This window comes from Streptomyces sp. NPDC016562, assembly GCF_043076955.1.
Lineage (GTDB): Bacteria > Actinomycetota > Actinomycetes > Streptomycetales > Streptomycetaceae > Streptomyces.
Genome location: NZ_JBIBRZ010000004.1, coordinates 369,149 through 394,798, shown reverse-complemented (window position 1 = coordinate 394,798; position 25,650 = coordinate 369,149). Strand labels below are relative to the sequence as shown.

Genomic DNA, 25,650 nt, shown 5'->3' with positions numbered 1-25,650 from the left:
ATCCGCTTCAATGGTCGGTCGACGGCCCGTAGGGTGTCAACCTCTGTGGTCAACCCTGTGGACGCCGGACGGTCGGGGGCGGGATGGATTCGAACACGCGCGAGCCCGCCGAAGGGGCTGCCGCGCCGCCCGAGCGGGCGCCCGGAATCGCCGGTCTGTCCACCCCGTACCGCGTGGTCGCCGCCCTGGCGCTGGGCGCGGTCGCCGTGGCCGCCTGCACCCACCTGGCCCTCGTCTTCCTGCACGTCGCCCCGCCCAACACGGTCAGCAAGCAGCACGCGCGGACCGTCGACGGCTGGATCTACCCCGAGTTCGAACAGAACTGGAAGCTCTTCGCCCCCAACCCGCTCCAGCAGAACATCGCGGTCGAGGCGCGCGCACAGCTGCGGACCGACGACGGGGCGCTGGTCACCACCGACTGGCGCGACCTGAGCGCCGAGGACGCCGCCGCCATCCGTCACAGCCTGCTGCCGAGCCACACCGAGCAGAACGAGCTGCGCCGGGCCTGGGACTTCTTCACCGGCTCCCACGACGAGGACAACAAGCCGAACGGCGAGCGCGGCGAGCTGTCCGAGGAGTACCTGCGGCGGATCGCGGTGGCCCGGCTGACCCCGGAGCAGCGCGCCGGGCGCGTCCTTCGGATCCAGCTGCGCTCGGCCACGACGGCGCTCGCGGCGCCGCAGTGGAGCACCGAGACCACCGACACCGAGACCTACTACCGGGAGCTGCCGTGGTGGACGGTGTGAGGCGGGCCCGTGAGGCGCTCGGGCGGGCGGTCGCGCAGGTCACCGGGCGGGCGCTGGGCCCGTACCAGAGCGCGGTGGTCCGCATCGGCTTCGCCGGTACCTGGCTGTTCTTCCTGCTGCGCGAGTTCCCCCACCGCGCCGAGCTGTACGGGCCGGACGGCCCCTGGAGCTGGGGGATGGCGGAGCGGCTGACGGACTCCAACGGGGCCTTCACGGTGCTGATGTGGTCGGACTCGACGCTGTGGTTCGAGGGCGTCTACGCGGTGGCGGTGCTGGCCGCCGCGGGACTGCTGCTGGGCTGGCGGACGCGGGCGACCTCCGTGCTCTTCATGATCGGAGTCCTGTCGCTGCAGAACCGCAGCGTGTTCATGGGGGACGGCGGGGACAACGTCATCCACCTGATGGCGATCTACCTGGTGCTGACCCGGTGCGGGCAGGTGTGGTCGCTGGACGCGCGCAGGGTCCGTACGCGCGGCTCGGCGACGGCGGGGGCGGCCGGGCCCGTGCTGTGGGGCGTGCTGGGGCTGTTCTTCGCGTACGGGGCGGCGACCGGGCGGTTCAGCGCGGGCTGGCTGACGGCGTTCGCGGCGGTGTGGGTGGGCTGCGGCCTGTGGTGGACGGCCGACCGCCACGAGCCCGCGGGACAGGGCCGGGCCCTGCTGGACGTGCTGGCCAACGTCCTGCACAACGCGGGGATGCTGGTGATCATGGCGGAGGTCTGCCTGATCTACGCGACGGCGGGCTGGTACAAGATCCAGGGCTCGCGGTGGCAGGACGGGACGGCCCTGTACTACCCGCTGGGGCTGGACTACTTCACGCCGTGGCCGGCGCTGTCCGCGCTGCTGGCGGGCAGCGGGACGCTGGTGATGCTGCTGTCGTACGGGACGGTCGCGGTGCAGGTGGCGTTCCCCTTCACGCTGTTCAACCGGCGGATCAAGAACGTGCTGCTGGGCGTGATGATGCTGGAGCACGCCGGGATCGCGGTGCTGCTGGGCCTGCCCTTCTTCTCCCTGGCGATGATCGCGGCCGACGCCGTCTTCCTGCCGACCGTGTTCCTGGTCTGGCTGGGCGCGCGGGTGGCCGCGCTGCGGCCCGGGGCGCGCGCGGCGGCCGCGGACCCGGTCCCGGTGGCCGCGGAGCCGAGCCCGGTCCCGCGCTGAACGCCCCTTAGGGGGTGTCTGGTGGGTCAGGCCGGATCAGGGAGCGGGGTCTGGTGCCGTGGATCGCAAGGCGGAGGAGAGAGTCAATGCGGAGCATTGGCGAGCGACGACAACGCGGCGAGGCGCGGTGCCAGGCCCCGCGAGCCCGGCGTGACCCACCAGACGCCCCCTAAGCTCGTCGCATGAGCGAGGACGACAGCCCCGAGGAGATCGCGCGGCAGTGGCAGGAGGCCGCCGGGGCGGGGGACCTCGTGCTGCTGGACGGGTTCCACGCGCTGAAGCACGCCCTGCGCTTCGGGGCCGGCGTGCGCATGGCCGTCGCCGGTGATCCGGGCGCCGTACGGGCCCTCGCGCGCGAGCTGGCCCCGGACGTCGAGGCCGATGTGGTGCGGCTGGTGCGCCGGGCCGTGCTCAAGGACTTCCTGCCCCGCGTGCATCCCACCGGGGTCGCGGCCCTCGCCGTACGGCCGGACCGGGCCGAGGGCCTCGCGGGGCTGGCCCGGATGCCCAGGTCGGCGCCGGTCGTCGTGCTCGACAACCCCCGCAACCTCGGCAACGTCGGAGCCGTCGTCCGGCTCGCCGCCGGCTTCGGCGCCACCGGCGTGGTGACCCGCGGCGACCTCGACCCCTGGCACCCGAACGTGGTCCGGGCGGGCGCCGGGCTGCACTACGCCACCACCGTCGAACGCCTCGCCCTGGACGAACTGCCGCCCGGGCCGCTCTACGCGCTCGACCCGGAGGGTGAGGACATCCGCGCCCTCACCCTCCCGGACGACGCCCTGCTCGCCTTCGGCTCGGAACGCCACGGCATCTCGCCCGAGCTGCGCGCCCGCGCCGACCACCTGGTGTCCCTGCCGATGCGCCCGCAGGTCTCCAGCTACAACCTGGCCACCAGCGTGGCCATGACCCTCTTCCACTGGGGCGGGCCCCGCCAGACCTAGGCCTGGCGGCGGACCTCCACCACGCGGAAGCGGTTCGCCACGAAGGCGCCGTCGCAGAGGGCCGCGTTCGCCGCCGGGTTGCCGCCCGAGCCGTGGAAGTCGGAGAAGGCCGCGGTCTGGTTGACGTAGACCCCGCCGGTCAGGTTCAGGGAGAGCTGCGCGGACTCCTCCAGGCAGACCTCCTCGATCGCCCGCTCGGTGTCCGGGGAGGTGGTGTAGGCGCCGACCGTCATGGCGCCCTTCTCGCGGACCGTGCGGCGCAGCAGGTCGAGCGCGTCGGCCGTCGAGTCCACCGCCACCGCGAAGGAGACCGGGCCGAAGCACTCCGAGAGGTAGGCGGCGTCCGGGTCCGGCTTGGCCGCGTCCAGCTTGACCATCACCGGGGTACGGACCACCGCGTCCGGGAAGTCCGGGTTGGTGACCTCGCGGGAGGCCAGCGCGACCTCGCCGAGGGCGGCCGCCGCCTCCAGGCGGCTCTTGACGTCCGGGTTGACCAGCGCGCCCAGCAGCGCGTTGGCCCGGGCGTCGTCGCCGAGCAGGCCGCCGACCGAGGCGGCGAGGTCGGCGACGACCTCGTCGTACGTCTTGTGGCCGGCGTCGGTGTCGATGCCGTCGCGCGGGATCAGCAGGTTCTGCGGGGTGGTGCACATCTGGCCGCTGTAGAGGGAGAGCGAGAAGGCCAGGTTGGAGAGCATGCCCTTGTAGTCGGAGGTCGAGTCGATGACGACGGTGTTGACCCCCGCCTTCTCCGTGTAGACCTGCGCCTGGCGGGCGTGGGACTCCAGCCAGTCCCCGAACTCCGTCGACCCGGTGTAGTCGATCACCTTGATCTCGGGGCGGACGGCGAGGGTCTTGGCGATGCCCTCCCCCGGGCGCTCGACGGCGAGCGCGACCAGGTTCGGGTCGAAGCCCGTCTCGGCGAGGACCTCGCGGGCCACCTGGACCGTGAGGGCCAGCGGGAGGACGGCCCGCGGGTGCGGCTTGACCAGCACCGCGTTGCCCGTGGCGAGGGAGGCGAACAGGCCCGGGTAACCGTTCCACGTCGGGAAGGTGTTGCAGCCGATCATGAGCGCGATGCCGCGCGGGACCGCCGTGAAGCTCTTGCCGAGCGCCAGCGGGTCCTTCTTGCCCTGCGGCTTGGACCAGTCGGCCTGCGCCGGGACGCGGGTCTGCTCCTCGTACGCATACGCCACGGCCTCCAGGCCGCGGTCCTGTGCGTGGGGGCCGCCCGCCTGGAACGCCATCATGAAGGCCTGGCCGCTGGTGTGCATGACCGCGTGCGCGAACTCGTGCGTACGGGCGGAGATGCGGGCCAGGATCTCGATGCAGACCAGGGCGCGCGCCTCGGGTCCCGCGTCGCGCCATGCGGCCATGCCCGCCTTCATCGCGGGCAGCAGCACGTCCGGGTCCGCGTGCGGGTACTCCACGCCGAGCTCCGGGCCGTACGGGGACACCTCGCCGCCCGTCCAGCCGTCGGTGCCGGGCTGTCCCAGGTCCATCCGCGTCCCGCGCAGGGCCTCGAAGGCGGCGAGCCCGTCGGCCGGGGCGCTCTCCCCGTAGGCCTTGGGGTGCTCGGGGTGCGGGGACCAGTAGGCACGGCTGCGGATCGCCGACAGGGCCTGGTCCAGGGTGGGCCGGTGCTTGGCGGAGAGGGCGGACAGCTGGGGGACGGTGAGATCGGCGGCCATCAGGGACCAACTCCTCGTTGAGCCGGGCGAAGGAGAGCAGACTGGAGTTAGAGTAACCGAACGATCGGTCGGGACAAGAGGGCCCGGCGGACCTGTGGATAAGTCGGTGCGGGAGGATCAGGACATGACAGCAATCGAGCGGTCCCGCACAGTGGCGGTCGTCGGCGCGGGCACCATGGGGCAGGGCATCGCCCAGGTCGCCCTTCTCGCAGGTCACCGCGTGCTGATCTACGACATCAACGCCTCCCTCGCCGCCGACGGGGTCTCCTTCGTGCAGGACCGCGTCGAGCGGATGGCCGCCAAGGGCCGTCTGGATCACGCCGAGGCGGAGGCCGCGATCGGCCGGATCGCTGCGGCCGACGGTCTGCCGAGCCTGGCCGGCGCCGCTCTGGTGATCGAGGCGGTCGTCGAGGACGCCGGCGTCAAGCGCGCCCTGTTCGCCGCCCTCGAAGAGGTGGTCGGGCCCGACGCGCTGCTGGCCACCAACACCTCCTCCCTCTCCGTCACCGAGCTCGCCGCCGGGCTCGCGCACCCCGGCCGCTTCCTCGGCCTGCACTTCTTCAACCCGGCCCCGCTGCTCCCGCTCGTCGAGGTGGTCAGCGGCTCCGCGACCGACCCGGCCGCCGCCGATGCCGCGTACCGCACCGTCCTCGGCTGGGGCAAGACGCCGGTCCGCTGCGCCGACACCCCCGGCTTCATCGTCAACCGGATCGCCCGCCCCTTCTACGCCGAGGCCTTCGCGGTGTACGAGGAGCAGGGCGCCGACCCGGCCACCATCGACGCCGTGCTGCGCGAGAGCGGCGGCTTCAAGATGGGCCCGTTCCAGCTGACCGACCTGATCGGCCAGGACGTCAACGAGGCCGTCACCCGCTCCGTGTGGGACTCCTTCTTCCGCAGCCCCAAGTTCACCCCCTCCCTCGCCCAGCGCCGGCTGGTCCAGTCGGGCCGCCTGGGCCGCAAGTCGGGGCACGGCTGGTTCCCGTACGGCCCGCAGGCCGTCGCCCCGCAGCCCCACACGGCCGGCCCCGAGCAGGCCCCGGACAAGGTCACCGTCGTCGGCGACCTCGGGCCCGCGGCGGAGCTGGCCGCGCTGCTGGAGGAGGCCGGGATCGCGGTCACGGCCACCGAGCACGGGGGCCCGTACATCCAGCTGCCCGGGGAGGGCCAGCTGGTCCTCGCGGACGGCAAGACCTCCGTCGAGTTCGCGGACGTCGTCTACTTCGACCTCGCGCTCGACTACCGGGGCGCCACCCGCATCGCGCTCTCCGCCAGCGAGGACACCAGCGAGCGGACCCTGTCGGAGGCGATCGGCCTCTTCCAGAAGCTGGGCAAGGAGGTCTCCGTCATCGGTGACGTCCCCGGCATGATCGTCGCCCGCACCGTCGCGATGCTGATCGACCTCACGGCCGACGCCGTCGCGCGCGGCGTCGCCTCCCGCGAGGACATCGACACGGCGATGAAGCTCGGCGTCAACTACCCGCTCGGCCCCGCCGAATGGCACGACCGGCTCGGCCGGGACTGGGCCTACGACCTGCTGCACCACCTCGACGAGCGGGTCCCCGGCGGTCGCTACGCGCCCTCGCTGGCCCTGTTCAAGCTGGGCTACGCGGCGGGCGACGACGAGGAGGAGGGGCGGTGACCACGGCCAAGCGGGACACCTACACCCCCGAGACGCTGCTGTCCGTCGCCGTCCAGGTCTTCAACGAGCGCGGTTACGACGGCACCTCGATGGAGCACCTCTCCAAGGCCGCGGGCATCTCGAAGTCCTCGATCTACCACCACGTCGCGGGCAAGGAGGAACTGCTGCGGCGGGCCGTCAGCCGCGCCCTCGACGGGCTGTTCGCGGTCCTGGAGGAGCCGGGCGCGGTCCGCGGCCGGGCGGTCGACCGCGTCGAGTACGTCACGCGCCGCACGGTGGAGGTGCTGGTCGCGGAGCTGCCGTACGTGACGCTGCTGTTGCGCGTGCGCGGCAACACGCGGACCGAGCGCTGGGCGCTGGAGCGCCGCCGCGAGTTCGACCACCAGGTCGCCGAGCTGCTCAAGGCCGCCGCGGCCGAGGGCGACCTCCGCGCGGACGTGGACATCCGGCTGGCCACCCGCCTGCTCTTCGGCATGGTCAACTCCCTGGTCGAGTGGTACCGCCCCCACCCGGGCACGGGCCCCGACCAACTCGCGGACGCCGTGGTCACCATGGCCCTGGACGGCCTGCGGACGCTCCGCCGGGGACCGGCGGGACCGGCCTGAGAGGCCGGTGAGCGCCCCGGGGACGGCCTTCAGGCCCGTTCCCGGGGCGCTGTCGTCCGTACGGCCTATTCCTCCCTGAGTGGTGGGGCGCCATTCGGGCCCGGGAGGCCCGGGCCGGTGTCCAGGAGGTCCGTTTCCTCGAAGACCAGCAGGGTGCGGGTGGAGAGGACCTCCGGGATGGCCTGGAGGCGGGTCAGGACCAGCTCGCGCAGGGTCCGGTTGTCCGGGGTGTGGACCAGGAGCAGGACGTCGAAGTCCCCGCTGACCAGGGCGATGTGGGCGGCGCCGGGGAGCTCGCGCAGCTGTTCGCGGACCGTGCGCCAGGAGTTCTGGACGATCTTGAGGGTGATGTAGGCGGAGGCGCCCTGGCCCGCGCGTTCGTGGTTGACGCGGGCCGTGAACCCGCGGATCACGCCGTCGTCGATGAGCCGGTTGATGCGGGCGTAGGCGTTCGCCCGCGAGACGTGGACCTGCTCCGCCACCGACCGTATGGACGCGCGGCCGTCCGCCTGGAGCAGCCGCATGATCGACCGGTCGATCGGGTCCAGGGGGCGGGGCGCCGCGGCCGGGACTCCAGGGGCCGCCGGTGCGCCCGGTGCCCCCGGTGCTCCCCCCGACGGGACCGGCGCCGCACCCGCTCCGGCCATTTGTTCATCCGGCATTGCCCGATGCCTCCCTCTCCTGGACGTCCTGCATCCATCCCAGGGCCCCGACGCCCGTTTGTCCACAGCCTGGAGTCGCCTGTAGCCAAATTGCGCGGACAACCGAACAATCGGTAGGTGAGGGGCCTCACACTCCCCCAGCCACCGCTGGGGTCACCCGGGGGTCCCCCCGACTACTTCCCACGAGGAGGTGTACGCCGCCATGACGGTCCAAGAGCTGCCCGGTGCCGGTGCGTCCCACCGTTCCACCCCGCCGCCCGCCTGGAGGCCCCGCACGGACGCGGGCCCGCTGCTGCCGGACGCCGAGCCCTACCGGGTCCTGGGCACCGGGGCCGCCGACCGGCTCGACCCCGCGCTGATGCTGCGCTGCTACGCGGAGCTGGTGCGCGGGCGTCGGTACAACGCCCAGGCCACCGCACTGACCCGGCAGGGCCGGCTCGCCGTCTACCCGTCCACCGTCGGCCAGGAGGCCTGCGAGATCGCGGCCGCCATGGTCCTGGAGGACCAGGACTGGCTCTTCCCGAGCTACCGCGACACCCTGGCGGCCGTGGCGCGCGGCCTGGACCCCGTCCAGGCCCTGACCCTGCTGCGCGGCGACTGGCACACGGGCTACGACCCGCGCGAGCACCGCATCGCCCCCCTGTGCACCCCGCTCGCCACCCAGCTGCCGCACGCGGTGGGCCTGGCGCACGCGGCCCGGCTGCGCGGCGACGACGTCGTGGCCCTCGCCATGGTCGGCGACGGCGGCACCAGCGAGGGCGACTTCCACGAGGCGCTGAACTTCGCCGCCGTGTGGCAGGCCCCGGTGGTCTTCCTCGTCCAGAACAACGGTTTCGCGATATCCGTCCCGCTCGCCAAGCAGACCGCCGCCCCGACGCTGGCCCACAAGGCCGTGGGGTACGGGATGCCCGGCCGGCTGGTCGACGGCAACGACATCGCCGCGGTGCACGAGGTGCTGGCCGAGGCGGTCCGCCGGGCCCGGTCGGGCGGTGGTCCGACCCTGATCGAGGCCGTCACCTACCGGATGGAGGCCCACACGAACGCCGACGACGCGACCCGCTACCGCGGTGACGCCGAGGTCGAGGCCTGGAAGGCGCACGACCCGATCGAGCTCCTGGAGCGTGAGCTGACCGCCCGCGGGATCCTCGACGAGGCGGGCATCCAGGCGGCGCGCGACGACGCCGAGGTGATGGCGGCGGCGCTGCGCGAGGGGATGAACGCGGATCCGGTGGTGGATCCGATGGACCTGTTCGCGCACGTCTTCGCGGAGCAGACCGACAGGCTGCGCGAGCAGGCGGCGATGCTGCGCGCCGAGCTGGTGGCGCAGGACGACGCGGAGAACGAAGCGGAGAACGGCGGATGACCACGGTGGCGGCGAAGACCGCGAAGTCGGGGGTCAAGCCCGCGACGATGGCGCAGGCCCTGACCCGGGCGATGCGCGACGCGATGGCCGAGGACCCGACGGTCCACGTCATGGGCGAGGACGTCGGGACGCTGGGCGGTGTCTTCCGGATCACGGACGGGCTCGCCAAGGAGTTCGGCGAGGAGCGCTGCACGGACACCCCGCTCGCCGAGGCCGGGATCCTGGGCGCGGCCGTCGGCATGGCGATGTACGGGCTGCGGCCGGTGGTCGAGATGCAGTTCGACGCCTTCGCGTACCCGGCCTTCGAGCAGCTGATCTCCCACGTGGCGAAGATGCGCAACCGCACCCGCGGCGCGATGCCCCTGCCGATCACCATCCGCGTGCCGTACGGCGGCGGGATCGGCGGTGTGGAGCACCACTGTGACTCCTCCGAGGCGTACTACGTCGCCACCCCCGGTCTGCACGTGGTGACCCCGGCGACGGTCGAGGACGCGTACGGGCTGCTGCGCGCGTCCATCGCCAGTGACGACCCGGTGGTCTTCCTGGAGCCCAAGCGGCTGTACTGGTCGAAGGCCGACTGGTCGCCCCAGGCGCCGACGGCGGTGCCGGGCATCGGAAAGGCCCTGGTCCGGCGCACGGGCACGAGCGCGACCCTGATCACCTACGGGCCCTCCCTCCCGGTGTGCCTGGAGGCGGCCGAGGCGGCGCGCGAGGAGGGCTGGGACCTGGAGGTCGTGGACCTGCGCTCGCTGGTCCCCTTCGACGAGGACACCGTCGTGGAGTCCGTACGCCGCACCGGGCGCGCGGTGGTCGTCCACGAGGCCGGCGGCTTCGGCGGACCGGGCGCGGAGATCGCCGCACGCGTCACGGAGCGGTGCTTCCACCACCTGGAGGCGCCGGTGCTGCGGGTGACGGGCTTCGACATCCCCTACCCGCCGCCGATGCTGGAGAAGCACCACCTGCCCGGTGTCGACCGGATCCTGGACACCGTGGCCCGCCTGCAGTGGGAGAACTGATGCCGCAGGTCATGGAATTCAAGCTGCCGGACCTCGGCGAGGGACTGACCGAGGCCGAGATCGTGCGCTGGCTCGTGGCGGTGGGCGACGTCGTCGCCATCGACCAGCCGGTCGTCGAGGTCGAGACGGCCAAGGCGATGGTGGAGGTGCCCTGCCCGTACGGCGGCGTGGTCACCGCCCGCTTCGGCGAAGAGGGCCAGGAGCTGCCGGTCGGGGCTCCGCTGATCACCGTCGCGGTGGGCGTGGAGTCGGCGCCCGCCGCGGAGCCCGAGGCGCAGGCCACGGGCTCCGGCAATGTCCTGGTGGGCTACGGGACGGACGCTTCGCGCCCGGCGCGACGGCGACGGGTGCGACCCGTCACCGCAGCGGTGTCGGCGCCGGTGGCCGTACCCGTGGCCGCGCCGGTGGCCGCCCCTTCACCCGTGGCCGCGCCCGCGCCGGCCGCGGCGGGGCCGGTGCCCGTGATCTCGCCGCTGGTGCGCAAGCTGGCGCGCGACGGCGGGGTCGACCTGCGCGCGCTGACGGGTTCGGGGCCGGACGGGCTGATCCTGCGGGCGGACGTGGAGGCGGCGCTGGCCGCGCTGCGGGCGCCCGAGCCGGCGCCGGTCGCCTCCCCGGTCGCGGCTGCCGCGGCGGGCGAGCGGATCCCGCTCAAGGGCGTGCGCGGGGCGGTCGCCGAGAAGCTCTCGCGCAGCCGGCGCGAGATCCCGGACGCCACCTGCTGGGTCGACGCGGACGCCACCGAGCTGATGGCCGCCCGGGCCGCCATGAACGCGGTGGGCGGGCCCAAGATCTCGGTGCTCGCGCTGCTGGCACGGATCTGCACGGCCGCGCTGGCCAAGTACCCGGAGCTGAACTCCACCGTGGACCTCGCGGCCAAGGAGATCGTCCGGCTCCCGTCGGTGCACCTGGGCTTCGCCGCGCAGACCGAGCGGGGCCTGGTGGTCCCGGTGGTCCGGGACGCGCAGAACCGCAACCCGGAGTCCCTGTCGGCCGAGTTCGCCCGGCTGACCGAGCTGGCGCGGGCCGGGAAGCTGGCTCCGTCCGACCTGACCGGCGGCACGTTCACCCTCAACAACTACGGGGTGTTCGGGGTCGACGGCTCCACGCCGATCATCAACCACCCGGAGGCGGCGATGCTCGGGGTGGGCCGGATCATGGCGAAGCCGTGGGTCCACGGCGGCGAGCTGGCCGTCCGACAGGTCGTCCAGCTGTCGCTGACCTTCGACCACCGGGTGTGCGACGGCGGCACGGCGGGCGGGTTCCTGCGCTACGTCGCGGACTGCGTCGAGTCCCCGGCGGTCCTGCTGCGCAGCCTGTAGTGCGAGGCGGGCCGGACTGAAGCGCGGCGCGGGCGGGGCTGGAAGACCAGCCCCGCCCGCGTCGCGCCACCGGGGCTCAGACCGTGAGCAGCAGTTTGCCCACGTGGGCGCTCGACTCCAGGAGCCGGTGGGCCTCGGCCGCCTCGGCCATGGGGAACCTCCCGTGCACCACCGGGCGTACGCGCCCCGCGGCGATCAGGGGCCACACGTGCTCCCGTACGGCCGCGACGATGGCCGCCTTCTCCTCCAGGGGGCGGCCCCGCAGGGAGGTGGCCGTGATCGCCGCACGCTTGGCCAGCAGCGCGCCCAGGTTCAGTTCGGCCTTCACCCCGCCCTGGAGGCCGATCACCGCCAGCCGGCCGTTGACGGCCAGAGCCGCGACGTTCCGGGCGAGGTACTTCGCGCCGATGATGTCCAGGATCACGTCCGCCCCGGCGCCTCCCGTCGCCTCGCGCAGCTCCGCCACGAAGTCCTGCTCGCGGTAGTCGATCAGGATGTCGGCGCCCAGCTCCTCGCAGCGCTCCAGCTTCTCCGGGCCGCCTGCCGTCACCGCGACCCGCGCGCCGACGGCCTTCCCCAGCTGGATCGCCATCGTCCCGATGCCGCTGGACCCGCCGTGCACCAGCAGGGTCTCGCCGGGCCGCAGTCCCGCCACCATGAACACGTTGGACCACACCGTCGCGACGGCCTCGGGCAGCGCCGCCGCCGTCACCAGGTCCAGGCCCGCCGGGACCGGGAGCAGCTGGCCCGCCGGGACGGCCACCCGCTGCGCGTAGCCGCCGCCGGCCAGCAGCGCGCACACCTCGTCGCCCACCGACCAGCCGGACACCCCCGGTCCGATCGCGGCGATCCGACCCGAGCACTCCAGCCCCGGGTGGCGCGAGGCGCCGGGCGGCGGATCGTAGAACCCCTGGCGCTGGAGTACGTCGGCGCGGTTCACGGCGCTCGCCGCGACCTCGACGAGGACCTCGCCCTCGCCCGCCACGGGGTCGGGTACGTCGGTCCAGACGAGGGCCTCGGGGCCGCCGGGCTGCTCGATGGTGATCGCATGCATGGGCCGGAGGCTACGCCACCTCGCCCTTACTCGGCAGGGCCGAGCGTCACCAGCGGCGCATTCGGCGGCGCGGCCCGCACGATGGTGATGAGACGGTCCGTCAGCTGGATCGGGCTCGCGTGCGGGTCGTCGTACGCGAGGAGCCGGTGACCGCGCAGCACGCTCACCACCAGGTCGCCGGTGTCCCGCACGCTCTTGCCGACCTCGGACTTGAGGGCGGGCCGTTCGATGATGTCGAGGCCGCTGCCCTGCTGGATCAGGTCCTCCATCACGGTGCCCGCGCTCGGGCTCAGTACGGACAGGCCCAGCAGCCGGCCGGCCGCGCTGGCGCTCGTGATGACCGCGTCCGCGCCGGACTGGCGCAGCAGCGGCGCGTTCTCCTCCTCGCGCACCGCCGCGACGATCTTCGCGCCGCGGTTGAGCTGCCGGGCCGTCAGCGTGACCAGGACCGCCGTGTCGTCCCGTTGGGTGGCGATGATGATCTGACGGGCCTTCTGCAGCTCCGCGCGGAGCAGGACGTCGGAGCGGGTGGCATCGCCGACCACGCCCGTGAACCCCTCCGCGTTGGCGGTGTCGATCACCTTGGAGCTGGGGTCGACGATGACGACCTGCTCCTTGGAGAGGCCGGTGGCCAGCAGCGTCTGCAGCGCCGAGCGGCCCTTGGTGCCGAAGCCGACGACGACCGTGTGCTCACGCAAGTTCTTCCTCCAGCGGCTCAGCCGCCACTCTTCCCGGGTGCGCTCCGTCAGGACTTCCAGGGTGGTGCCGACCAGGATGATCAGGAACAGCACGCGCAGGGGGGTGATCAGCAGGACGTTGACCAGGCGCGCGCTGTCGCTGTGCGGGACGACGTCGCCGTAGCCGGTCGTCGACAGGGTCACGGTCGCGTAGTAGACGCAGTCGAGGAGATCGACCTTGCCGTTGGCGTTGTCGTGATAGCCCGCGCGGTCGATCCAGACGATCAGCACCGTCAGGCACAGGACGAACAGGGCCATCAGCAGACGCCGGGTGACCTGCCTCAGCGGCTGCTCGACGACGCGCGTGGGCAGCTTGATGCGCCGCGAGACGAGCTTCTCGTCGGCCTCGCGGGCCATGGAGTCCTGACCGTGAAGTTTCACGTGAAACATCCTCCCGAGGTCCACGGCAGATCGAGGATCTCCAGGTCCTGACCGGACCGCGCGCCCTTGGGCGGTACGACGGCCAGCGCGTCGGCGGCCGCCACGCCGCGCAGCATCGCGGGGCCGTGGTAGCGCAGCGGCACCGCGTGCTCGCCGCTCAGCACCACCGGCACCAGCCGGGTGTCGTACGGGTGGCCCGGTACGTCGCTGTGGACCGGGGCCGTGTACCGGGGGCGCGTGCGGCGGCCCGCGAGGGCGCGCAGCAGGGGCTCGGCGAGGGTCAGCAGCCCGGAGACGGCGGCCAGGGGGTTCCCGGGCAGCCCGACGAGGTGCCGTCCGTCGGCGCGGTCACCGACGCGGGCCAGCAGCATCGGGTGGCCGGGGCGCACCGCCACCCCGTCGACCAGCAGGTCGGCGCCGGCCTGGCGCAGCACGGGATGGACGTGGTCGACGGGGCCGGAGGCGGTGCCGCCGGTGGTGATCAGGACGTCGGCGGTGGAGGTGGTGACGGCCTCCAGCAGGGCCGCGGCCCCCGCCGGGTCGTCGCCGAGCCTGCGCGTGGCGACGACCTCGGCGCCGAGGCGGGCGAGCCAGGGGCCGAGCATGGGGCTGAGGGCGTCGCGGATCAGTCCGTCGTGCGGGCGGCCCTGCGTGAGCAGTTCGTCGCCGAGCACCAGGATCTCCACGCGGGGGCGTGGCCTGGTCGTCAGCTCGTCGTACCCGGCGGCCGCGGCGAGTCCGAGCACGGCCGGGGTGACCAGGGATCCGGCGGGCAGCAGCAGGTCCCCGGAGCGGCACTCCTGGCCGCGGGGGCGGATGTCCTGGCCGGTGGGCACGGGCCGGTCGGCGAAGAGCTGGGCGCCGGCCTCCCGGCAGTGCTCGCTGCGGATGACGGCGGTGGCGTCGGCGGGGATCCGCGCGCCGGTGGCGATCCGTACGGCCTGGCCGTCCGCGAGGGGCCCGGGCAGCCCGGAGCCGGCCAGTACCTCGCCGCCGGGGCGGACGGTCCACGGGCCCGGGCCGGCGACGGCCCAGCCGTCCATGGCGGAGGTGTCGAAGGACGGCAGGTCGGTCAGCGCGTCCAGGGGCTCGGCCAGCACCTCGCCGAGGGCCTCGGCGAGCGGGACGCGGTGCGTACGGGCCCGCACGCCCGCCCCGGCGTGGAAAGCGGTCTCCCGGGCCCTGGGCCAGGGCGCGGCGCGGTGGCCGCCGCCCCCGCCCCCGCCCGTACCGGGACCGCGGTCTCGGCTGACGAGGGCCAGCGCCTGTTCCAGGGCCTGTTCGGCGTCGGTGGGGGTCATCCGGAGCCGTTCCGTTCGGCGTTGTCGTCGGCGGCCTCGCCGGTCTTCTCGTCGGCGTTCTCCTCGGCCGCCCAGCGCAGCGCCAGATCGGCGGCCCTGCGGGAGGCTTCGGCGACGGCCCGGGCGGGGTCGGCGCCGGTGGCGGCGGCCTGGGCGGCCGCGTAGCCGACGAGGAAGGTGGTCAGGGGGGCGGCGGGCCGGGCGACGCCGTGGGCGGCGTCACGGGCGAGGTCGAGCAGGGTGGCGGTGTCGACGGCGACGTCGATGCCCAGCTCGGTCTTGACGGCGGTGATCCATTGGTCCAGCACGGTTCCATGCTCCCTGATGCGGGCTCGGGCGGCGGCGAGATCGTCCCAGGTGTCGCAGTCGAAGGCGGCGAGCGGCCGGGCCGTGACGGGGGTGAGGTCGAGTTCGGCGGTGAGCGCGCGCAGCGGGAGGCCGGTCAGGCTGCCGTGTTCGGTGGCGAGCAGGGCGATCTCCCGGCGCAGCGGTTCGGCGCGGTACACGGCGACCAGGGGCTGGTCACGGCCGTCGGCGTCGCGCAGCATCGCCCCGTCCGGCCCGGCGGCGAGCAGCAGGGCCCGTACGGTGTCGCGGTCCAGGAAGGGCAGGTCCGCGGAGAGTACGAGGACCAGCCCGGCGGTGGTCCGGCGCAGCCCGGCGTCCAGCGCGGCCACGGGACCGCCGCCGGGCGGGTCCTCCAGGGCCCAGCGGACCGGGCGCGCGGTGGGGCGGCGGCCGCCGACCACGACGGTGGTCGCGGCGTCCGGGCAGGCGTCGAGCACGCGGTCGAGGAGGGCGCGGCCGCCGACGCTCAGCGCGGGCTTGTCCGCCCCGCCGAGCCGCCGCGCGGCGCCGCCGGCCAGCACGATCGCGTCGTAGCTCATGCCTCAGAGTATGCGGGGCCGGTGGTCCGGCCCCGCATGCCCGGCTTGCCTTACAGGTAGGGGCCCGAGCGGATCGCGCCGTGGCCGCCGTCCTCGTCGTCGTGGGGGGCACCCGGCGGCAGGGCGCGGCGCATCTGTTCCAGCTGGGCCCGCGCGGCCATCTGCTGCGCGAACAGGGCGGTCTGGATGCCGTGGAAGAGACCCTCCAGCCAGCCCACCAACTGGGCCTGCGCGATGCGCAGTTCCGCCTCGGACGGAATGGCCTCCTCGGTGAACGGGAGGGACAGGCGCTCCAGTTCCTCCACGAGCTCGGGGGCCAGGCCGTCCTCCAGCTCCTTCACGGAGGCGGCGTGGATGTCCTTGAGCCGGACCCGGCTCGCCTCGTCGAGGGGCGCGGCGCGTACCTCTTCCAGGAGTTGCTTGATCATGCTGCCGATGCGCATGACCTTGGCGGGCTGTTCGACCATCTCCGTCACGGGGACCTCGCGCGACTCGTCATCGGCGTCGCCGACCGTCATCCCGTCCTGTCCGACGATCAGGACGTGCGGGGGACTGTCCTGCGACCGTTCACTCCTCGGCATCTCCATGCCGTCATTCTCTCGCACACCTCCGTCCTCCCACGGTGTGCCCCCGTACAGTCGTGATCCACCCTGTACGGGGGCACCGGATCAGCGCCTTCTCACCCGGCCGCCCGGCGGGCCAGCGCGCCGCTGGAACGGGTGACCAGGGCCGCCAGCAGGGCCGCGCCCAGCGGGACCACGACGAGCAGCCCGCCGAGGGTCTCCCACGGCACGGAGATCGGCACGTACGGCAGGGGGTCCAGGGACGAGGTGTAGCCGTGGTCCAGGCCGTACGTGTAGAGGCGTTCCAGCTCCCGCCGCTGGGTCAGGCGCAGCCCGACCGCGGGCAGGATCCCGGCCGCCGAGCCCAGGACGACGCCCATCAGGGCGACCACCCCGCACTGGAAGCCGCTCAGCGTCCGCCGCACCCGCGGCGGTGCGCCCACCGCCGCGAGGGTCTTCAGGTCCGCCTCGGCGTCGGCCTGGGCGAGCCCGGTGGCGATGCCGGCCGCGCCGATGGTGACCAGCCCCGCGAAGACCGTGAGGGCGAGCAGGCCCAGGCTGTCCTTGCCCTGGTAGCCCTCCTCGATGCGCAGGGAGGCGTCCACGCCCATGCGGTCGATCTCCCCGGCCAGCTTCTGCCGTTGCTCGGTGCCGAGGCTGCCGTCGAGGGTGAAGTACGAGCCGTACGGCACCGTCGTCAGGCCCGCTGCCTTCGCCGCCGCGGGCGGCAGGACCAGCTCGACGCCCCAGCTCTCGGCGGTGTCGGGGGCCTGGTGGACGGTCAGGACCTTGTCCTCGCCGGGCAGTTCGGCGTCGGGTTCGCGCGAGGACTCGGCCGCCTGCGGGTCGGTCACCAGGCGCAGGGTGAGCTTGCCGTCCTTGACGTGGCGCTTGTCGAAGGAGACGGCCCGGCCGTCCTTCAGGGCGGAGACGGAGCCGGGGTCGGTGACCGCCAGCGCGGTCAGCAGCTTCTCGTCCGCGACGACGACGGGGTGCTGGGCGGCGTGCCTCGTGCTCCGGCAGCGCCAGTCCTGGCGCAGCTCCTTCATCTGCTCCTCGGTGAAGGCGGCCCGGGCGCCGGTGTCGCCGTGGAGCGGGCAGCGCTGGTCCTTGGGCGTGATGATCTCCGCCCGGCCGCAGCCCGGTTCCGTGGAGTAGGTGTCACAGCTCGGATCGCCGACGGCCAGCCGCTCCACGTCCACCCGCAGCGACACTGGGAGGTTCTTGCTGAGGGCCTCGCGCAGGGCGGGCACGTCCTTGTACGCGGCGGCCTCCGGGCTCTCCAGCACCCCGGTGCCGTGCGGCAGGTCGGCGACGTACTCGTGCCGGTTCTGGACGTCCTTGCTGTGCTCGTACGTGGCCACCGCGACGGTGCCGGCGACGGCGGCCAGTACGGCGGCCACGGCGGGCGCCGTACGCCCCCGGTTGCGCACGGCGTCGCGCAGGGCGAGCCGCGGCGACAGCGGCAGCCACCGTCCGAGCCGCCCGAACAGGCCGACCAGGACGGGGGTCAGGGCCACGACGCCCAGCTCGGCCAGGGCGCTGCCGCCCGCCACGACGGTGGCGCCCATGCCGGAGGCGGTGCCGTACAGGGCGATCGCGGCGCCGCCGGCGACGGCGAGCAGTCCGATGACCGGCAGCACCCGGTTGGCGCGGCGCACCCCGCGGCGGCCGGTCAGGGAGGCCAGCACGCTCTGGCGGGACGCGGTGACCGCCGGGACGATCGCGGACAGCAGCCCGGTCACCACGGCGAGCAGGGCGATGGCGCCCAGTTCCAGCGGGCGGAAGTCGAAGCCCCCGAAGCGGTTGCCGATCTTTTCCTCCAGCACGGGGCGGAGGCCGACGGTGAGGGCCACGCCCACCACGGTGCCGGTGACGGCGGCGACGGCGCCGATCACGAGGCCGCCGGAGAGCACGATGGAGCGGATGTGGCGGCGGTCGCCGCCGTTGGCGCCGACCAGGCCGAGCTGGCGGCGCGAGCGGCGGGCGCCGACCGCGAAGGCCGGCCCGGCGAGCAGGCAGATTTCCAGTATGGCCAGGCCCACGACGGTGGCCAGGATCGCCGTCTCCGTGGTGCTGGTCTCGCCGTTCTGGAACCTCTCCTTGGGCTCCTGCCGGTAGAGGGGCACCTCGGAGTCGGCGGGCGGGTCGAGGACGACGGCGCGCGAGACGACGACCAGGCCCTTGGTGTTGGCCGCCTGGACCATGTTCCACGTGAAACCATCGCCGCCGACCTTGACCAGGTAGGCGACCCGGCCCCGGAGCTCGCGCGCGCCGGAGGCCTTCAGATCCCGTCCGAGCGGTTCCAGCATGGTCCCGGGCGGGGCGATGATCTCGTCCCGGCCGAGCGCGGACGGCACCTCGTACGCGCCGACGACCGTGTAGGCGGAGGTGGCGCCGCGCGGGGTGACCGAGGAGCCGACCTTGTAACCGGAGCTCTTCAGGAAGGCCTTCGTGGCGATGACCTCGCCCGCGCGCTCGGGCAGCCGGCCGCGGTCGAGCGTGATCAGACCGGCCGCCAGCGGGCTGTGCGTGTCCAGTTCGCGCAGGTCGGTGTCGAGCAGCCCGTGGGTCGTACGGACCTTGGCGTAGCTGCTGGAGTCCTTGAGGACCTGGGCGCCGGCCGGGAGCGCGGACGCGACCGGGGGCAGCTCCCCGCTGGGCCGCGAGGGGCCGTTGTAGTCCTTGTAGCCGCCCACGGGGGCGTAGTTCGAGCCGTCGGGCGACTGGTAGAGCGCCGTGTCCATGTACGAGGACTTCACCAGGGCGTCCGCGCCGCCCACCACACGGGCGACGGACTGCTCGGGGGAGAGCTCGGCGCTGCGCAGGGTGAGGTCGGCGGCGCTCACCCCGACGATGGGCAGGGCGATCATGGCGAGGACGAGGGAGCTGCGGCCCTTGGCGCGCCAGGCGTCACGGCGGGCTATGCGCAGGGCCGCGACCCAGGAGTGGTACCAGCCTCGGAGCGAGAAGGTCACTGGCCGGCCGCCTGCCCGGAGAGCAGGGAGTCGGCCCTGCTGCGCACGGTCTCGTCGACCACGCTGCCGTCGCGCAGGAAGACCACGCGGTCGGCCCAGGCCGCGAAGCGCGGCTCGTGCGTGACGAGGATCCCGGCCGCGCCCGCGTCGCAGCGCGAGCGCAGCAGGGCGAGGACGCTCTCGCCGGTCTCGGAGTCGAGGGCGCCGGTGGGTTCGTCGGCGAGGACCAGGCGGCGGTCGCCCACGAGGGCGCGGGCGATGGCCACGCGCTGCTGCTGGCCGCCGGACATCTCGTCGGGGAAGCGGTCGGCGAGCCGGCTCAGCCCGATCTCCTCCAGCGCCGCGAGGGCGCTGACCCTGGCTCTGCGGGCGGAGGTGCCGTCGAGCTCCAGGGGCAGGGCCACGTTCTCGGCGGCGGTGAGGGCGGGGATCAGGTTGTAGTCCTGGAAGACGTACCCGATGCTGCGGCGGCGCAGCGCGGCCAGCCGCTTGCGGCTCGCGGTGGTGATGTCGGTGCCCTCGACGAGCACATGGCCGCTGGTCGGGGTGTCGAGTCCGCCCGCGAGGGTCAGCAGCGTGGACTTTCCGGAGCCCGAGGGCCCCATGACGGCGACGAGTTCGCCGGGGAAGACGGAGAGGTCGATGCCGCGCAGGGCGTGCACCTCGGTGGCGCCGCTGCCGTGGGTGCGTACGAGCCGGTCCAGTTGCAGGACGGGTCGTTCGGGCTGGTGCGGATGCTGGTCAGGCATGAAGGGTCCCCCCTGGAACGGTGGTTCAGCCACGCCGCGTGCGGGCGGTGCGGGGCCGGGTGGTCGGGGCCTGGGCCGGGGCTGGGGATGCGGATTCGGATCCGGTTGGGGCGGCCTGGGGCGGTTCGGGCGTGGTGGCTCTCCGGTCGGCCGGCAGGGAGAGCCGGACGAGCCGGGCTTCGCAGTGGTCGAGCCAGCGGGCCTCGGCCTCGGTCTGGAAGATCAGCTGTTCCAGGACGAGCAGCCAGGCCACGTCGTCGCGTTCGCCGGAGCGGCCGCCCTCGACCGCGGCGAGCGCGGTGGCCTTGAGCCGGGTGTAGTCCTGCATCGCCTTGATCGTGGCGTGCCGTTGGGCCTGGATGACGGCGCGGATGTCCACGCCGGGGGCGCCCACGGCCATGGCGAGCTTGATGGACAGCTCGTCGCGCGGCGGGTGGGCGCGGTCCACGGGGCGCTCGTACCACTCGTGCAGTTCGGCGCGTCCGGTGTCGGTGATGACGTAGAGGGTGTGGCCGGCGGCGTCTTCGCCGCCGGGGGCGACGAGGCCGTCGCGTTCGAGGCGGGCGAGCGTGGTGTACACCTGCCCGACGTTGAGCGGCCAGGTGGAGCCGGTGCGGGATTCGAACTCGGTGCGCAGCTGGGAGCCGTACCGAGGACCCCGTTCCAGCAGGGCGAGAAGGCCGTGACGGATCGACATACTGAGTATGTATACCGAGTATGTTCACGCAGGGCAACCATCTCGGGTCGTACGCCGTGAGGAGGAGGGGTGGGTCAAAGCCCCCGGCGCAGCCGCATGCCGAGGTAGCCCAGACCCAGCCCCATCAGGGCGAACCCCGTCCCCAGCGGCAGTATGTGCGCGGCCAGGTCGGCGGCCCGCTCGTTCGGTCCGGTGCCGAGCGCGCTGGTCGCCTCGTGCGGCGTCGGGCTCGGGAGCGGGGCGACGGGCGGCGGGCTCGCGCGCTCGGGGCGCGGGCGCGCCGGCAGCGGGCGGGCGGCGACCACCATCTCGGGGTTGGGGGGCTCCCCCGCGGGCCGTCCGGGCCGCTCGCGCCCGGCGCCGGCGGCGCTGCCGGCCAGTTCCCCGTGCGGTTCGTCGGTCGCGGCGGCGGGTGCGGCGGGCAGGAGCGCGGCGGTGACCAGTGCCGCCGAGGCGAGCCAGCGCGGCGGGCGGAAGCCTTGGATCACGGGGAGCCCCTCCCGTCCCTGGGGTCCCCCCGGGCGAAGTCTGGGGGAGACCGAGTGTCCCGCCAGATTTGCATAATGGGGCAAAAGCGGCATCCCGGGTGCCCCATCGGGGTGCCCGGGATGCCGGTGTGTCGTGCTGCCGCCGCTCGGGCGGCGTGGTCCCCAAGGGACGGCTGGCGGTCCGCTACTCCGGATTGCCCGTGGACACGGTCAGCGTGTACTCCGTGCCCTCCTTGGCGATCTTCTCGCCGGCGGCCGGCGACTGGACCAGCACGGTGTCCTTGCCGTACACGGCCTCGTCCTTGTTGATGATCTTGTACTTGCCGCCCGAGGCCTGGATGCACTCCTTCACGGACAGCAGGTTCTTGTACGTGAAGTCCGGCGCCATGTACTTGCCGGCCTCGCTGTAGTGCTTCACCGGCTCCGTGCACTTCTTCGGGTCGATCGTGCGCGTGACGTCCGGACCCTTGAACCCGGCCTTGGCGGAGGCGGACGCGGAAGTGGAGCTTCCGGGGCTCGCGGTGTCGCCCTTCTTGTCCTTGTCGTCGCCGCCCATCGAGATCGCCGCGATCAGACCGCCGACGGCCAGCAGGGCCACCGCCACCGCGCCCACCACCATCGGCGTGTTCCGCTTCCCGGCCCCGCCCCCGGTGGACGGGGACGCCGTGGACGCCGGGGAGATCGTGTACGGCGGCGGGGTGTGCGGCGCGTACTGCTGCGGCGCGGGCGTGTGGGGGTAGGCGTAACCGCCCTGCGCGTGCGACTGCGGTGCGGGCGTCGGCGCGTACGGGGCCGGAGTGTGCGGCGCCTGGTACGGCTGCTGCACCGACTGCGGCGGTGCCTGGAAGCCGGAGTCCACCGGCGGGAACACCGCCGAGGCCACCCCCGCACCGCTGCTCAGCGGCCCGTGGCCCTGCACGATGACCGGCGCCCCGGTGTGCCCGGAGGACAGCACCCGCGCGACCTCGTCCCCCATGGCCGCGGCCGTGGGGAAACGCTCGTTCGGGTTCTTCTTCAGGGCGCGCGCCACCAGCGCGTCCATCGCCGGGGTCAGCGTCCGGTTGATGCTGGACGGAGCGACCGGCTCCTCCTGCACGTGGGCGTACGCGATGGCCAGCGGCGAGTCCGCGTCGAACGGGATCCGCCCCGTCAGCAGCTGGAAGAGCATGATGCCGACGGAGTACAGGTCGGAACGGGCGTCGACCCCGCGCCCCAGGGCCTGTTCGGGCGAGAGGTACTGCGGGGTGCCGACGACCATGCCGGTCTGCGTCATCGAGGTGACCCCCGACTGCATGGCGCGGGCGATGCCGAAGTCCATGACCTTGACCACGCCGCGCTTGTTCACCATGACGTTGCCGGGCTTGATGTCGCGGTGGACGAGCCCCATCTCGTGGCTGGTCTCCAGGGCGGCCAGCACGTCGGCCGTCACCTTCAGCGCCTTGTCCGCCGGCATGGCGCCGTACTGGCGGACGTCCGCCTCCAGCACCGAGCCGAGCGGCTGGCCCTCCACGTACTCCATGACGATGTACGGCATCACCGCGCCGTCGCCCGACCCGGAGCCGCCGAACGTCACTTCGCCCTCACCGGTATCGAATACCGAGACGATGTTCGTGTGCGACAGTTTGGCTACAGCCTGCGCCTCGCGGCGGAACCGCTCGCGGAAGGACTGCTCGCGGCCCAGGTCGCTGTGCAGGGTCTTGATGGCGACCTGCCGGTCGAGGGCGGTGTCGTAGGCCAGGTACACGGAGGCCATGCCGCCCGCCCCCAGCAAGTCCCTTAGCTGGTAACGGCCACCGGCCAGAGAGCCGCCCGCGTACTGGCCCTGAGTGCCGTCCTGGCTCATGACTGTTGCTTCCCCTCGGGATGTGTCCCCACGCCGCTGGCTGGGCGCATGTGGCGCCCAGTCTGCCGGAGGGCAAGCACACGTCAAGCCAGGTGCCCGTTCCGTGACCACACGCGTACAGGGTGGCCTTCTCCGAACGGCGACCGGTTGCGAGGCTGTAGCGTTCGTCGGAGTACCGAGAAGAGGACTACCGCTGAGCGGCGGCCGAGACATACGACGGCGAGGACTGATGGCACCCGAACCCGAGGGAAACGGCGCCGGGATGACCGATGGTCCTGAGCACTGGGGCGCCGGCGGCCTGGTGGGAGACGGCCGTTACCGGCTGACGCACCGGCTGGGCCGCGGCGGCATGGCGGAGGTCTTCGCCGCCGAGGACGTGCGCCTGGGCCGCACCGTGGCCGTGAAGCTGCTGCGCGCCGACCTGGCCGAGGACCCGGTGTCCAAGGCCCGGTTCACGCGCGAGGCGCAGTCCGTCGCCGGACTGAACCACCACGCCGTCGTCGCCGTGTACGACTCGGGCGAGGACCGCGTCGGCCCGAACACCGTCCCGTACATCGTGATGGAGCTGGTCGAGGGGCGCACCATCCGCGACCTGCTGATCAGCGCCGAGGCGCCGGGCCCCGAGCAGGCGCTCATCATCACCTCGGGCGTGCTCGAAGCGCTCGCGTACTCGCACCAGCACGGCATCGTGCACCGCGACATCAAGCCCGCGAACGTCATCATCACCGAGACGGGCGCGGTGAAGGTGATGGACTTCGGCATCGCCCGCGCCCTGCACGGCGCGCAGTCCACGATGACGCAGACCGGCATGGTCATGGGCACCCCGCAGTACCTGTCGCCCGAGCAGGCCCTCGGCAAGGCCGTCGACCACCGCTCCGACCTGTACGCGACGGGCTGCCTGCTCTACGAACTCCTCGCGCTGCGGCCCCCCTTCACCGGCGAGACGCCGCTGTCGGTGGTCTACCAGCACGTCCAGGACGCGCCCGTGCCGCCCTCGCAGCTGCCGGAGGGCCACCACATCCCGCAGGAGCTCGACGGCCTGGTCATGCGCGCCCTGGCGAAGGACCCGGACGACCGGTTCCAGAGCGCCGAGGAGATGCGCGGGCTGGTCCAGTACGCGCTGCAGATGCTGCACGACCAGGGCCCGAACACCGGTACCTGGAACACCGGCCCGGTCACCATGGCCCTGCCGCACGGCCGCGGCGGCGGCGCGACCACGGCCATGCCCGTGAGCGGGACCGGCGGCCAACAGCCGTACCCCTCGAACGCCATGACCTCGCAGTTCCAGCAGCCCATGGTGCCCGCGCTGAACCCGGACGACGGCACGGCCTTCCCCGGCGGTCACGGCGGGCCGGGCGGCCACGGCGGCGGCTACGACGGTTACGACGACCGCGGCGGCAGTGGCAGCCGGTGGAAGATGTGGTTGTTCGCGGTGCTCGCGATCATCGCGATCGCCGGCGGCGTCGCCTACGCGGTCAGCACCGTGGGCAAGGACAAGAAGACGCCGGAGACCACGCAGACCACTCCCGGCGGGCAGCAGAGCACGTCCGCCTCCCCGGACGCCTCGCCGTCGCAGCACTCCCAGGACAACTCGCCCAGCTACAGCGACAACGCGCCCACGGGGGCGACCCGCAGCAGGACGGCGAGCAGCAGCGCGTCGGCGTCGGCTTCCGCGTCGCAGTCCGCGACCGCGTCCGCCTCCCCCTCGGCCACGTCCGCGACGAAGTCCCCGACGCCCACGGCGACGAAGCTGACGGCGGCTCCGACGACCAAGCCGGTGGAGACGGGCGGCGGCGCCCCGGCCGAGGACTGAGGCGCACTCACCGACGCGCACGGGCGTACGGGAACGGGCCCGGCGGAATCAATTTCCGCCGGGCCCGTTCCCGTACACCCGTTCCCGTTTCGGCCGAGCCGGAAATCCCCGGAAAGGGGAGTTCCGCTATCGCCGCTCCGCCTGCAGGCGGGCCACGTAGGCCGCGGCCTGGGAGCGCCGCTCCATGCCCAGCTTGGAAAGCAGGCTGGAGACGTAGTTCTTGATCGTCTTTTCGGCGAGGTGGAGCCGCTCGCCGATGACGCGGTTGGTCAGTCCCTCGCCGATCAGGTCGAGGATCTTGCGCTCCTGCTCGGTGAGGTGCGAGAGGCGGTCGTCCCTCTTGCCGTTCGTGCCGTCGCGCAGCCGCTCCAGGACCCGGGCGGTCGCGACGGGGTCGAGCAGCGACCTGCCCGCGGCGACGTCGCGTACGGCGCTCAGCAGCTCATTGCCGCGGATCGCCTTCAGCACGTACCCCGAGGCGCCCGCCATGATCGCGTCGAACAGCGCCTCGTCGTCGGCGAACGAGGTCAGCATCAGGCACTTGATGTCCTCGTTCTGGGAGCGCACCTCGCGGCAGACCTCCACGCCGCTGCCGTCCGGCAGGCGGACGTCGAGGACGGCCACGTCAGGGCGGGTGGCGGGAATCCGGACCAGGGCGTCCGTCGCGGTACCGGCCTCGCCGACGATCTCGATGTCCTCTTCGACCGACAAGAGCTCGTGGACACCCCGACGTACCACTTCGTGGTCGTCCAGGAGGAATACCTTGATTTTTCCGTCTTCGCGCACGACGTCAGTTTCACACACTCACCCCTTCCCTGCCGGAGTTACCCGGGATAACGTGCCGTTGTTCCCGGCCCCTGCAAGGCTGTGACCAGTGGTTGTTCCCGCTTCAGTCGATTTACTTGGAAATCCAAGCAAAATCGCAGGTCAAACGGGGTTTCGCAGTTATGCGGCGCACTGGGTAACGTGCATTGCGCAGGGCACTCGCCGGGGCACCTGTCACGCCTGAATCCCTAC

Annotated in this window: 22 protein-coding genes; 9 read left to right on the top strand and 13 right to left on the bottom strand. The window is 73.2% G+C overall.

Annotation, left to right across the window (positions count from 1 at the left end; all coding sequences use genetic code 11):
• Nucleotides 1–83 precede the first annotated feature (83 nt).
• The 3 genes from ACF059_RS20315 (at nt 84) to ACF059_RS20305 (ending at nt 2,847) form a co-directional block, all read left to right on the top strand.
• Complete coding sequence (locus ACF059_RS20315; protein WP_392059030.1) at nt 84–746, top strand: DUF5819 family protein; 663 nt, start codon at nt 84–86, stop codon at nt 744–746.
• On the top strand, nt 731–1,906 hold the full coding sequence (locus ACF059_RS20310) for an HTTM domain-containing protein (protein WP_392059027.1): 1,176 nt from the start codon (nt 731–733) through the stop codon (nt 1,904–1,906). Before ACF059_RS20315 ends, ACF059_RS20310 begins: the two co-directional genes overlap by 16 nt.
• 182 nt (nt 1,907–2,088) lie before the next feature.
• The gene (locus ACF059_RS20305) at nt 2,089–2,847 is read left to right on the top strand and encodes a TrmH family RNA methyltransferase (RefSeq protein ID WP_392059023.1); all 759 of its coding nucleotides are present in this window, start codon (nt 2,089–2,091) and stop codon (nt 2,845–2,847) included.
• Here ACF059_RS20305 and paaN read toward each other — a convergent pair.
• Entirely contained in the window at nt 2,844–4,535 is a 1,692-nt protein-coding gene (gene paaN, locus ACF059_RS20300; RefSeq protein WP_392059020.1) for a phenylacetic acid degradation protein PaaN, read from the bottom strand. The two genes, ACF059_RS20305 and paaN, sit on opposite strands and share 4 nt — an antisense overlap.
• Nucleotides 4,536–4,659: 124 nt before the next feature.
• Here paaN and ACF059_RS20295 point away from each other — a divergent pair, with 124 nt between their 5' ends.
• Nucleotides 4,660–6,174 carry a 3-hydroxyacyl-CoA dehydrogenase gene (locus ACF059_RS20295; RefSeq protein ID WP_392059017.1) on the top strand — a complete coding sequence of 505 codons (1,515 nt, stop codon included), beginning with the start codon at nt 4,660–4,662 and terminating at the stop codon, nt 6,172–6,174.
• Nucleotides 6,171–6,779 carry a TetR/AcrR family transcriptional regulator gene (locus ACF059_RS20290; RefSeq protein ID WP_392059014.1) on the top strand — a complete coding sequence of 203 codons (609 nt, stop codon included), beginning with the start codon at nt 6,171–6,173 and terminating at the stop codon, nt 6,777–6,779. The genes ACF059_RS20295 and ACF059_RS20290 overlap by 4 nt, the downstream gene beginning before the upstream one ends.
• A gap of 65 nt (nt 6,780–6,844) precedes the next feature.
• On the opposite strand, the gene ACF059_RS20285 is transcribed toward ACF059_RS20290, so the two are convergent.
• Complete coding sequence (locus ACF059_RS20285) at nt 6,845–7,441, bottom strand: Lrp/AsnC family transcriptional regulator (RefSeq protein WP_392059011.1); 597 nt, start codon at nt 7,439–7,441, stop codon at nt 6,845–6,847.
• A 202-nt stretch (nt 7,442–7,643) separates the two neighbouring features.
• Between ACF059_RS20285 and pdhA the strand changes: the two genes are divergently transcribed.
• Genes pdhA through ACF059_RS20270 form a run of 3 tightly spaced genes read left to right on the top strand, consistent with a single transcriptional unit; the run spans nt 7,644 to nt 11,142 of the window.
• Nucleotides 7,644–8,804: a pyruvate dehydrogenase (acetyl-transferring) E1 component subunit alpha gene (gene pdhA, locus ACF059_RS20280; RefSeq protein WP_392059008.1), complete on the top strand. Its 1,161-nt coding sequence runs from the start codon at nt 7,644–7,646 to the stop codon at nt 8,802–8,804.
• Nucleotides 8,801–9,820, top strand: coding sequence for an alpha-ketoacid dehydrogenase subunit beta (locus tag ACF059_RS20275; protein WP_361949329.1), 1,020 nt, complete (start codon nt 8,801–8,803; stop codon nt 9,818–9,820). Before pdhA ends, ACF059_RS20275 begins: the two co-directional genes overlap by 4 nt.
• Nucleotides 9,820–11,142 carry a dihydrolipoamide acetyltransferase family protein gene (locus ACF059_RS20270; RefSeq protein ID WP_392059005.1) on the top strand — a complete coding sequence of 441 codons (1,323 nt, stop codon included), beginning with the start codon at nt 9,820–9,822 and terminating at the stop codon, nt 11,140–11,142. Before ACF059_RS20275 ends, ACF059_RS20270 begins: the two co-directional genes overlap by 1 nt.
• Nucleotides 11,143–11,218: 76 nt before the next feature.
• Here the strand turns inward: ACF059_RS20270 and ACF059_RS20265 are convergent, their stop codons facing one another.
• The 10 genes from ACF059_RS20265 to ACF059_RS20220 form a co-directional block, all read right to left on the bottom strand.
• The gene (locus ACF059_RS20265; RefSeq protein WP_392059002.1) at nt 11,219–12,196 is read right to left on the bottom strand and encodes an NAD(P)H-quinone oxidoreductase; all 978 of its coding nucleotides are present in this window, start codon (nt 12,194–12,196) and stop codon (nt 11,219–11,221) included.
• Between the two features lie 26 nt (nt 12,197–12,222).
• Nucleotides 12,223–13,323 (bottom strand): potassium channel family protein, encoded by a 1,101-nt coding sequence (locus ACF059_RS20260; protein WP_392058999.1) that lies wholly within the window; start codon nt 13,321–13,323, stop codon nt 12,223–12,225.
• Nucleotides 13,311–14,615 carry a molybdopterin molybdotransferase MoeA gene (locus ACF059_RS20255; RefSeq protein WP_392058996.1) on the bottom strand — a complete coding sequence of 435 codons (1,305 nt, stop codon included), beginning with the start codon at nt 14,613–14,615 and terminating at the stop codon, nt 13,311–13,313. Before ACF059_RS20255 ends, ACF059_RS20260 begins: the two co-directional genes overlap by 13 nt.
• Entirely contained in the window at nt 14,612–15,502 is an 891-nt protein-coding gene (locus ACF059_RS20250) for an NTP transferase domain-containing protein (protein ID WP_392058993.1), read from the bottom strand. The genes ACF059_RS20255 and ACF059_RS20250 overlap by 4 nt, the downstream gene beginning before the upstream one ends.
• 50 nt (nt 15,503–15,552) lie before the next feature.
• Nucleotides 15,553–16,089: a bacterial proteasome activator family protein gene (locus tag ACF059_RS20245; RefSeq protein WP_360897242.1), complete on the bottom strand. Its 537-nt coding sequence runs from the start codon at nt 16,087–16,089 to the stop codon at nt 15,553–15,555.
• Nucleotides 16,090–16,181: 92 nt separating this feature from the next.
• Nucleotides 16,182–18,938 (bottom strand): FtsX-like permease family protein, encoded by a 2,757-nt coding sequence (locus tag ACF059_RS20240; RefSeq protein WP_392059546.1) that lies wholly within the window; start codon nt 18,936–18,938, stop codon nt 16,182–16,184.
• Nucleotides 18,939–19,039: 101 nt separating this feature from the next.
• On the bottom strand, nt 19,040–19,792 hold the full coding sequence (locus tag ACF059_RS20235) for an ABC transporter ATP-binding protein (protein WP_392058990.1): 753 nt from the start codon (nt 19,790–19,792) through the stop codon (nt 19,040–19,042).
• A gap of 25 nt (nt 19,793–19,817) precedes the next feature.
• Complete coding sequence (locus tag ACF059_RS20230; protein ID WP_392058987.1) at nt 19,818–20,489, bottom strand: PadR family transcriptional regulator; 672 nt, start codon at nt 20,487–20,489, stop codon at nt 19,818–19,820.
• 74 nt (nt 20,490–20,563) lie between these two features.
• The gene (locus ACF059_RS20225; RefSeq protein ID WP_392058984.1) at nt 20,564–20,977 is read right to left on the bottom strand and encodes a hypothetical protein; all 414 of its coding nucleotides are present in this window, start codon (nt 20,975–20,977) and stop codon (nt 20,564–20,566) included.
• 184 nt (nt 20,978–21,161) lie between these two features.
• On the bottom strand, nt 21,162–22,820 hold the full coding sequence (locus tag ACF059_RS20220) for a protein kinase (RefSeq protein ID WP_392058981.1): 1,659 nt from the start codon (nt 22,818–22,820) through the stop codon (nt 21,162–21,164).
• 229 nt (nt 22,821–23,049) lie between these two features.
• On the opposite strand from ACF059_RS20220, the gene ACF059_RS20215 reads away from it, so the two are divergent.
• Nucleotides 23,050–24,633, top strand: coding sequence for a protein kinase (locus tag ACF059_RS20215; protein ID WP_392058978.1), 1,584 nt, complete (start codon nt 23,050–23,052; stop codon nt 24,631–24,633).
• A gap of 126 nt (nt 24,634–24,759) precedes the next feature.
• On the opposite strand, the gene ACF059_RS20210 is transcribed toward ACF059_RS20215, so the two are convergent.
• Nucleotides 24,760–25,419 (bottom strand): response regulator, encoded by a 660-nt coding sequence (locus ACF059_RS20210; RefSeq protein WP_392058975.1) that lies wholly within the window; start codon nt 25,417–25,419, stop codon nt 24,760–24,762.
• Nucleotides 25,420–25,650: the final 231 nt, after the last annotated feature.

What these genes read in the sequence shown, in the direction of transcription:
- ACF059_RS20315 (WP_392059030.1), top strand. Translation starts at nt 84, where the DNA reads ATGGATTCGAACACGCGCGAGCCCGCCGAAGGGGCTGCCGCGCCGCCC.
- ACF059_RS20305 (WP_392059023.1), top strand. Translation starts at nt 2,089, where the DNA reads ATGAGCGAGGACGACAGCCCCGAGGAGATCGCGCGGCAGTGGCAGGAG.
- paaN (WP_392059020.1), bottom strand. Translation starts at nt 4,535, where the DNA reads ATGGCCGCCGATCTCACCGTCCCCCAGCTGTCCGCCCTCTCCGCCAAG.
- ACF059_RS20295 (WP_392059017.1), top strand. Translation starts at nt 4,660, where the DNA reads ATGACAGCAATCGAGCGGTCCCGCACAGTGGCGGTCGTCGGCGCGGGC.
- ACF059_RS20285 (WP_392059011.1), bottom strand. Translation starts at nt 7,441, where the DNA reads ATGCCGGATGAACAAATGGCCGGAGCGGGTGCGGCGCCGGTCCCGTCG.
- pdhA (WP_392059008.1), top strand. Translation starts at nt 7,644, where the DNA reads ATGACGGTCCAAGAGCTGCCCGGTGCCGGTGCGTCCCACCGTTCCACC.
- ACF059_RS20275 (WP_361949329.1), top strand. Translation starts at nt 8,801, where the DNA reads ATGACCACGGTGGCGGCGAAGACCGCGAAGTCGGGGGTCAAGCCCGCG.
- ACF059_RS20270 (WP_392059005.1), top strand. Translation starts at nt 9,820, where the DNA reads ATGCCGCAGGTCATGGAATTCAAGCTGCCGGACCTCGGCGAGGGACTG.
- ACF059_RS20265 (WP_392059002.1), bottom strand. Translation starts at nt 12,196, where the DNA reads ATGCATGCGATCACCATCGAGCAGCCCGGCGGCCCCGAGGCCCTCGTC.
- ACF059_RS20260 (WP_392058999.1), bottom strand. Translation starts at nt 13,323, where the DNA reads ATGTTTCACGTGAAACTTCACGGTCAGGACTCCATGGCCCGCGAGGCC.
- ACF059_RS20255 (WP_392058996.1), bottom strand. Translation starts at nt 14,615, where the DNA reads ATGACCCCCACCGACGCCGAACAGGCCCTGGAACAGGCGCTGGCCCTC.
- ACF059_RS20250 (WP_392058993.1), bottom strand. Translation starts at nt 15,502, where the DNA reads ATGAGCTACGACGCGATCGTGCTGGCCGGCGGCGCCGCGCGGCGGCTC.
- ACF059_RS20245 (WP_360897242.1), bottom strand. Translation starts at nt 16,089, where the DNA reads ATGGAGATGCCGAGGAGTGAACGGTCGCAGGACAGTCCCCCGCACGTC.
- ACF059_RS20240 (WP_392059546.1), bottom strand. Translation starts at nt 18,938, where the DNA reads ATGATCGCCCTGCCCATCGTCGGGGTGAGCGCCGCCGACCTCACCCTG.
- ACF059_RS20235 (WP_392058990.1), bottom strand. Translation starts at nt 19,792, where the DNA reads ATGCCTGACCAGCATCCGCACCAGCCCGAACGACCCGTCCTGCAACTG.
- ACF059_RS20230 (WP_392058987.1), bottom strand. Translation starts at nt 20,489, where the DNA reads ATGTCGATCCGTCACGGCCTTCTCGCCCTGCTGGAACGGGGTCCTCGG.
- ACF059_RS20220 (WP_392058981.1), bottom strand. Translation starts at nt 22,820, where the DNA reads ATGAGCCAGGACGGCACTCAGGGCCAGTACGCGGGCGGCTCTCTGGCC.
- ACF059_RS20215 (WP_392058978.1), top strand. Translation starts at nt 23,050, where the DNA reads ATGGCACCCGAACCCGAGGGAAACGGCGCCGGGATGACCGATGGTCCT.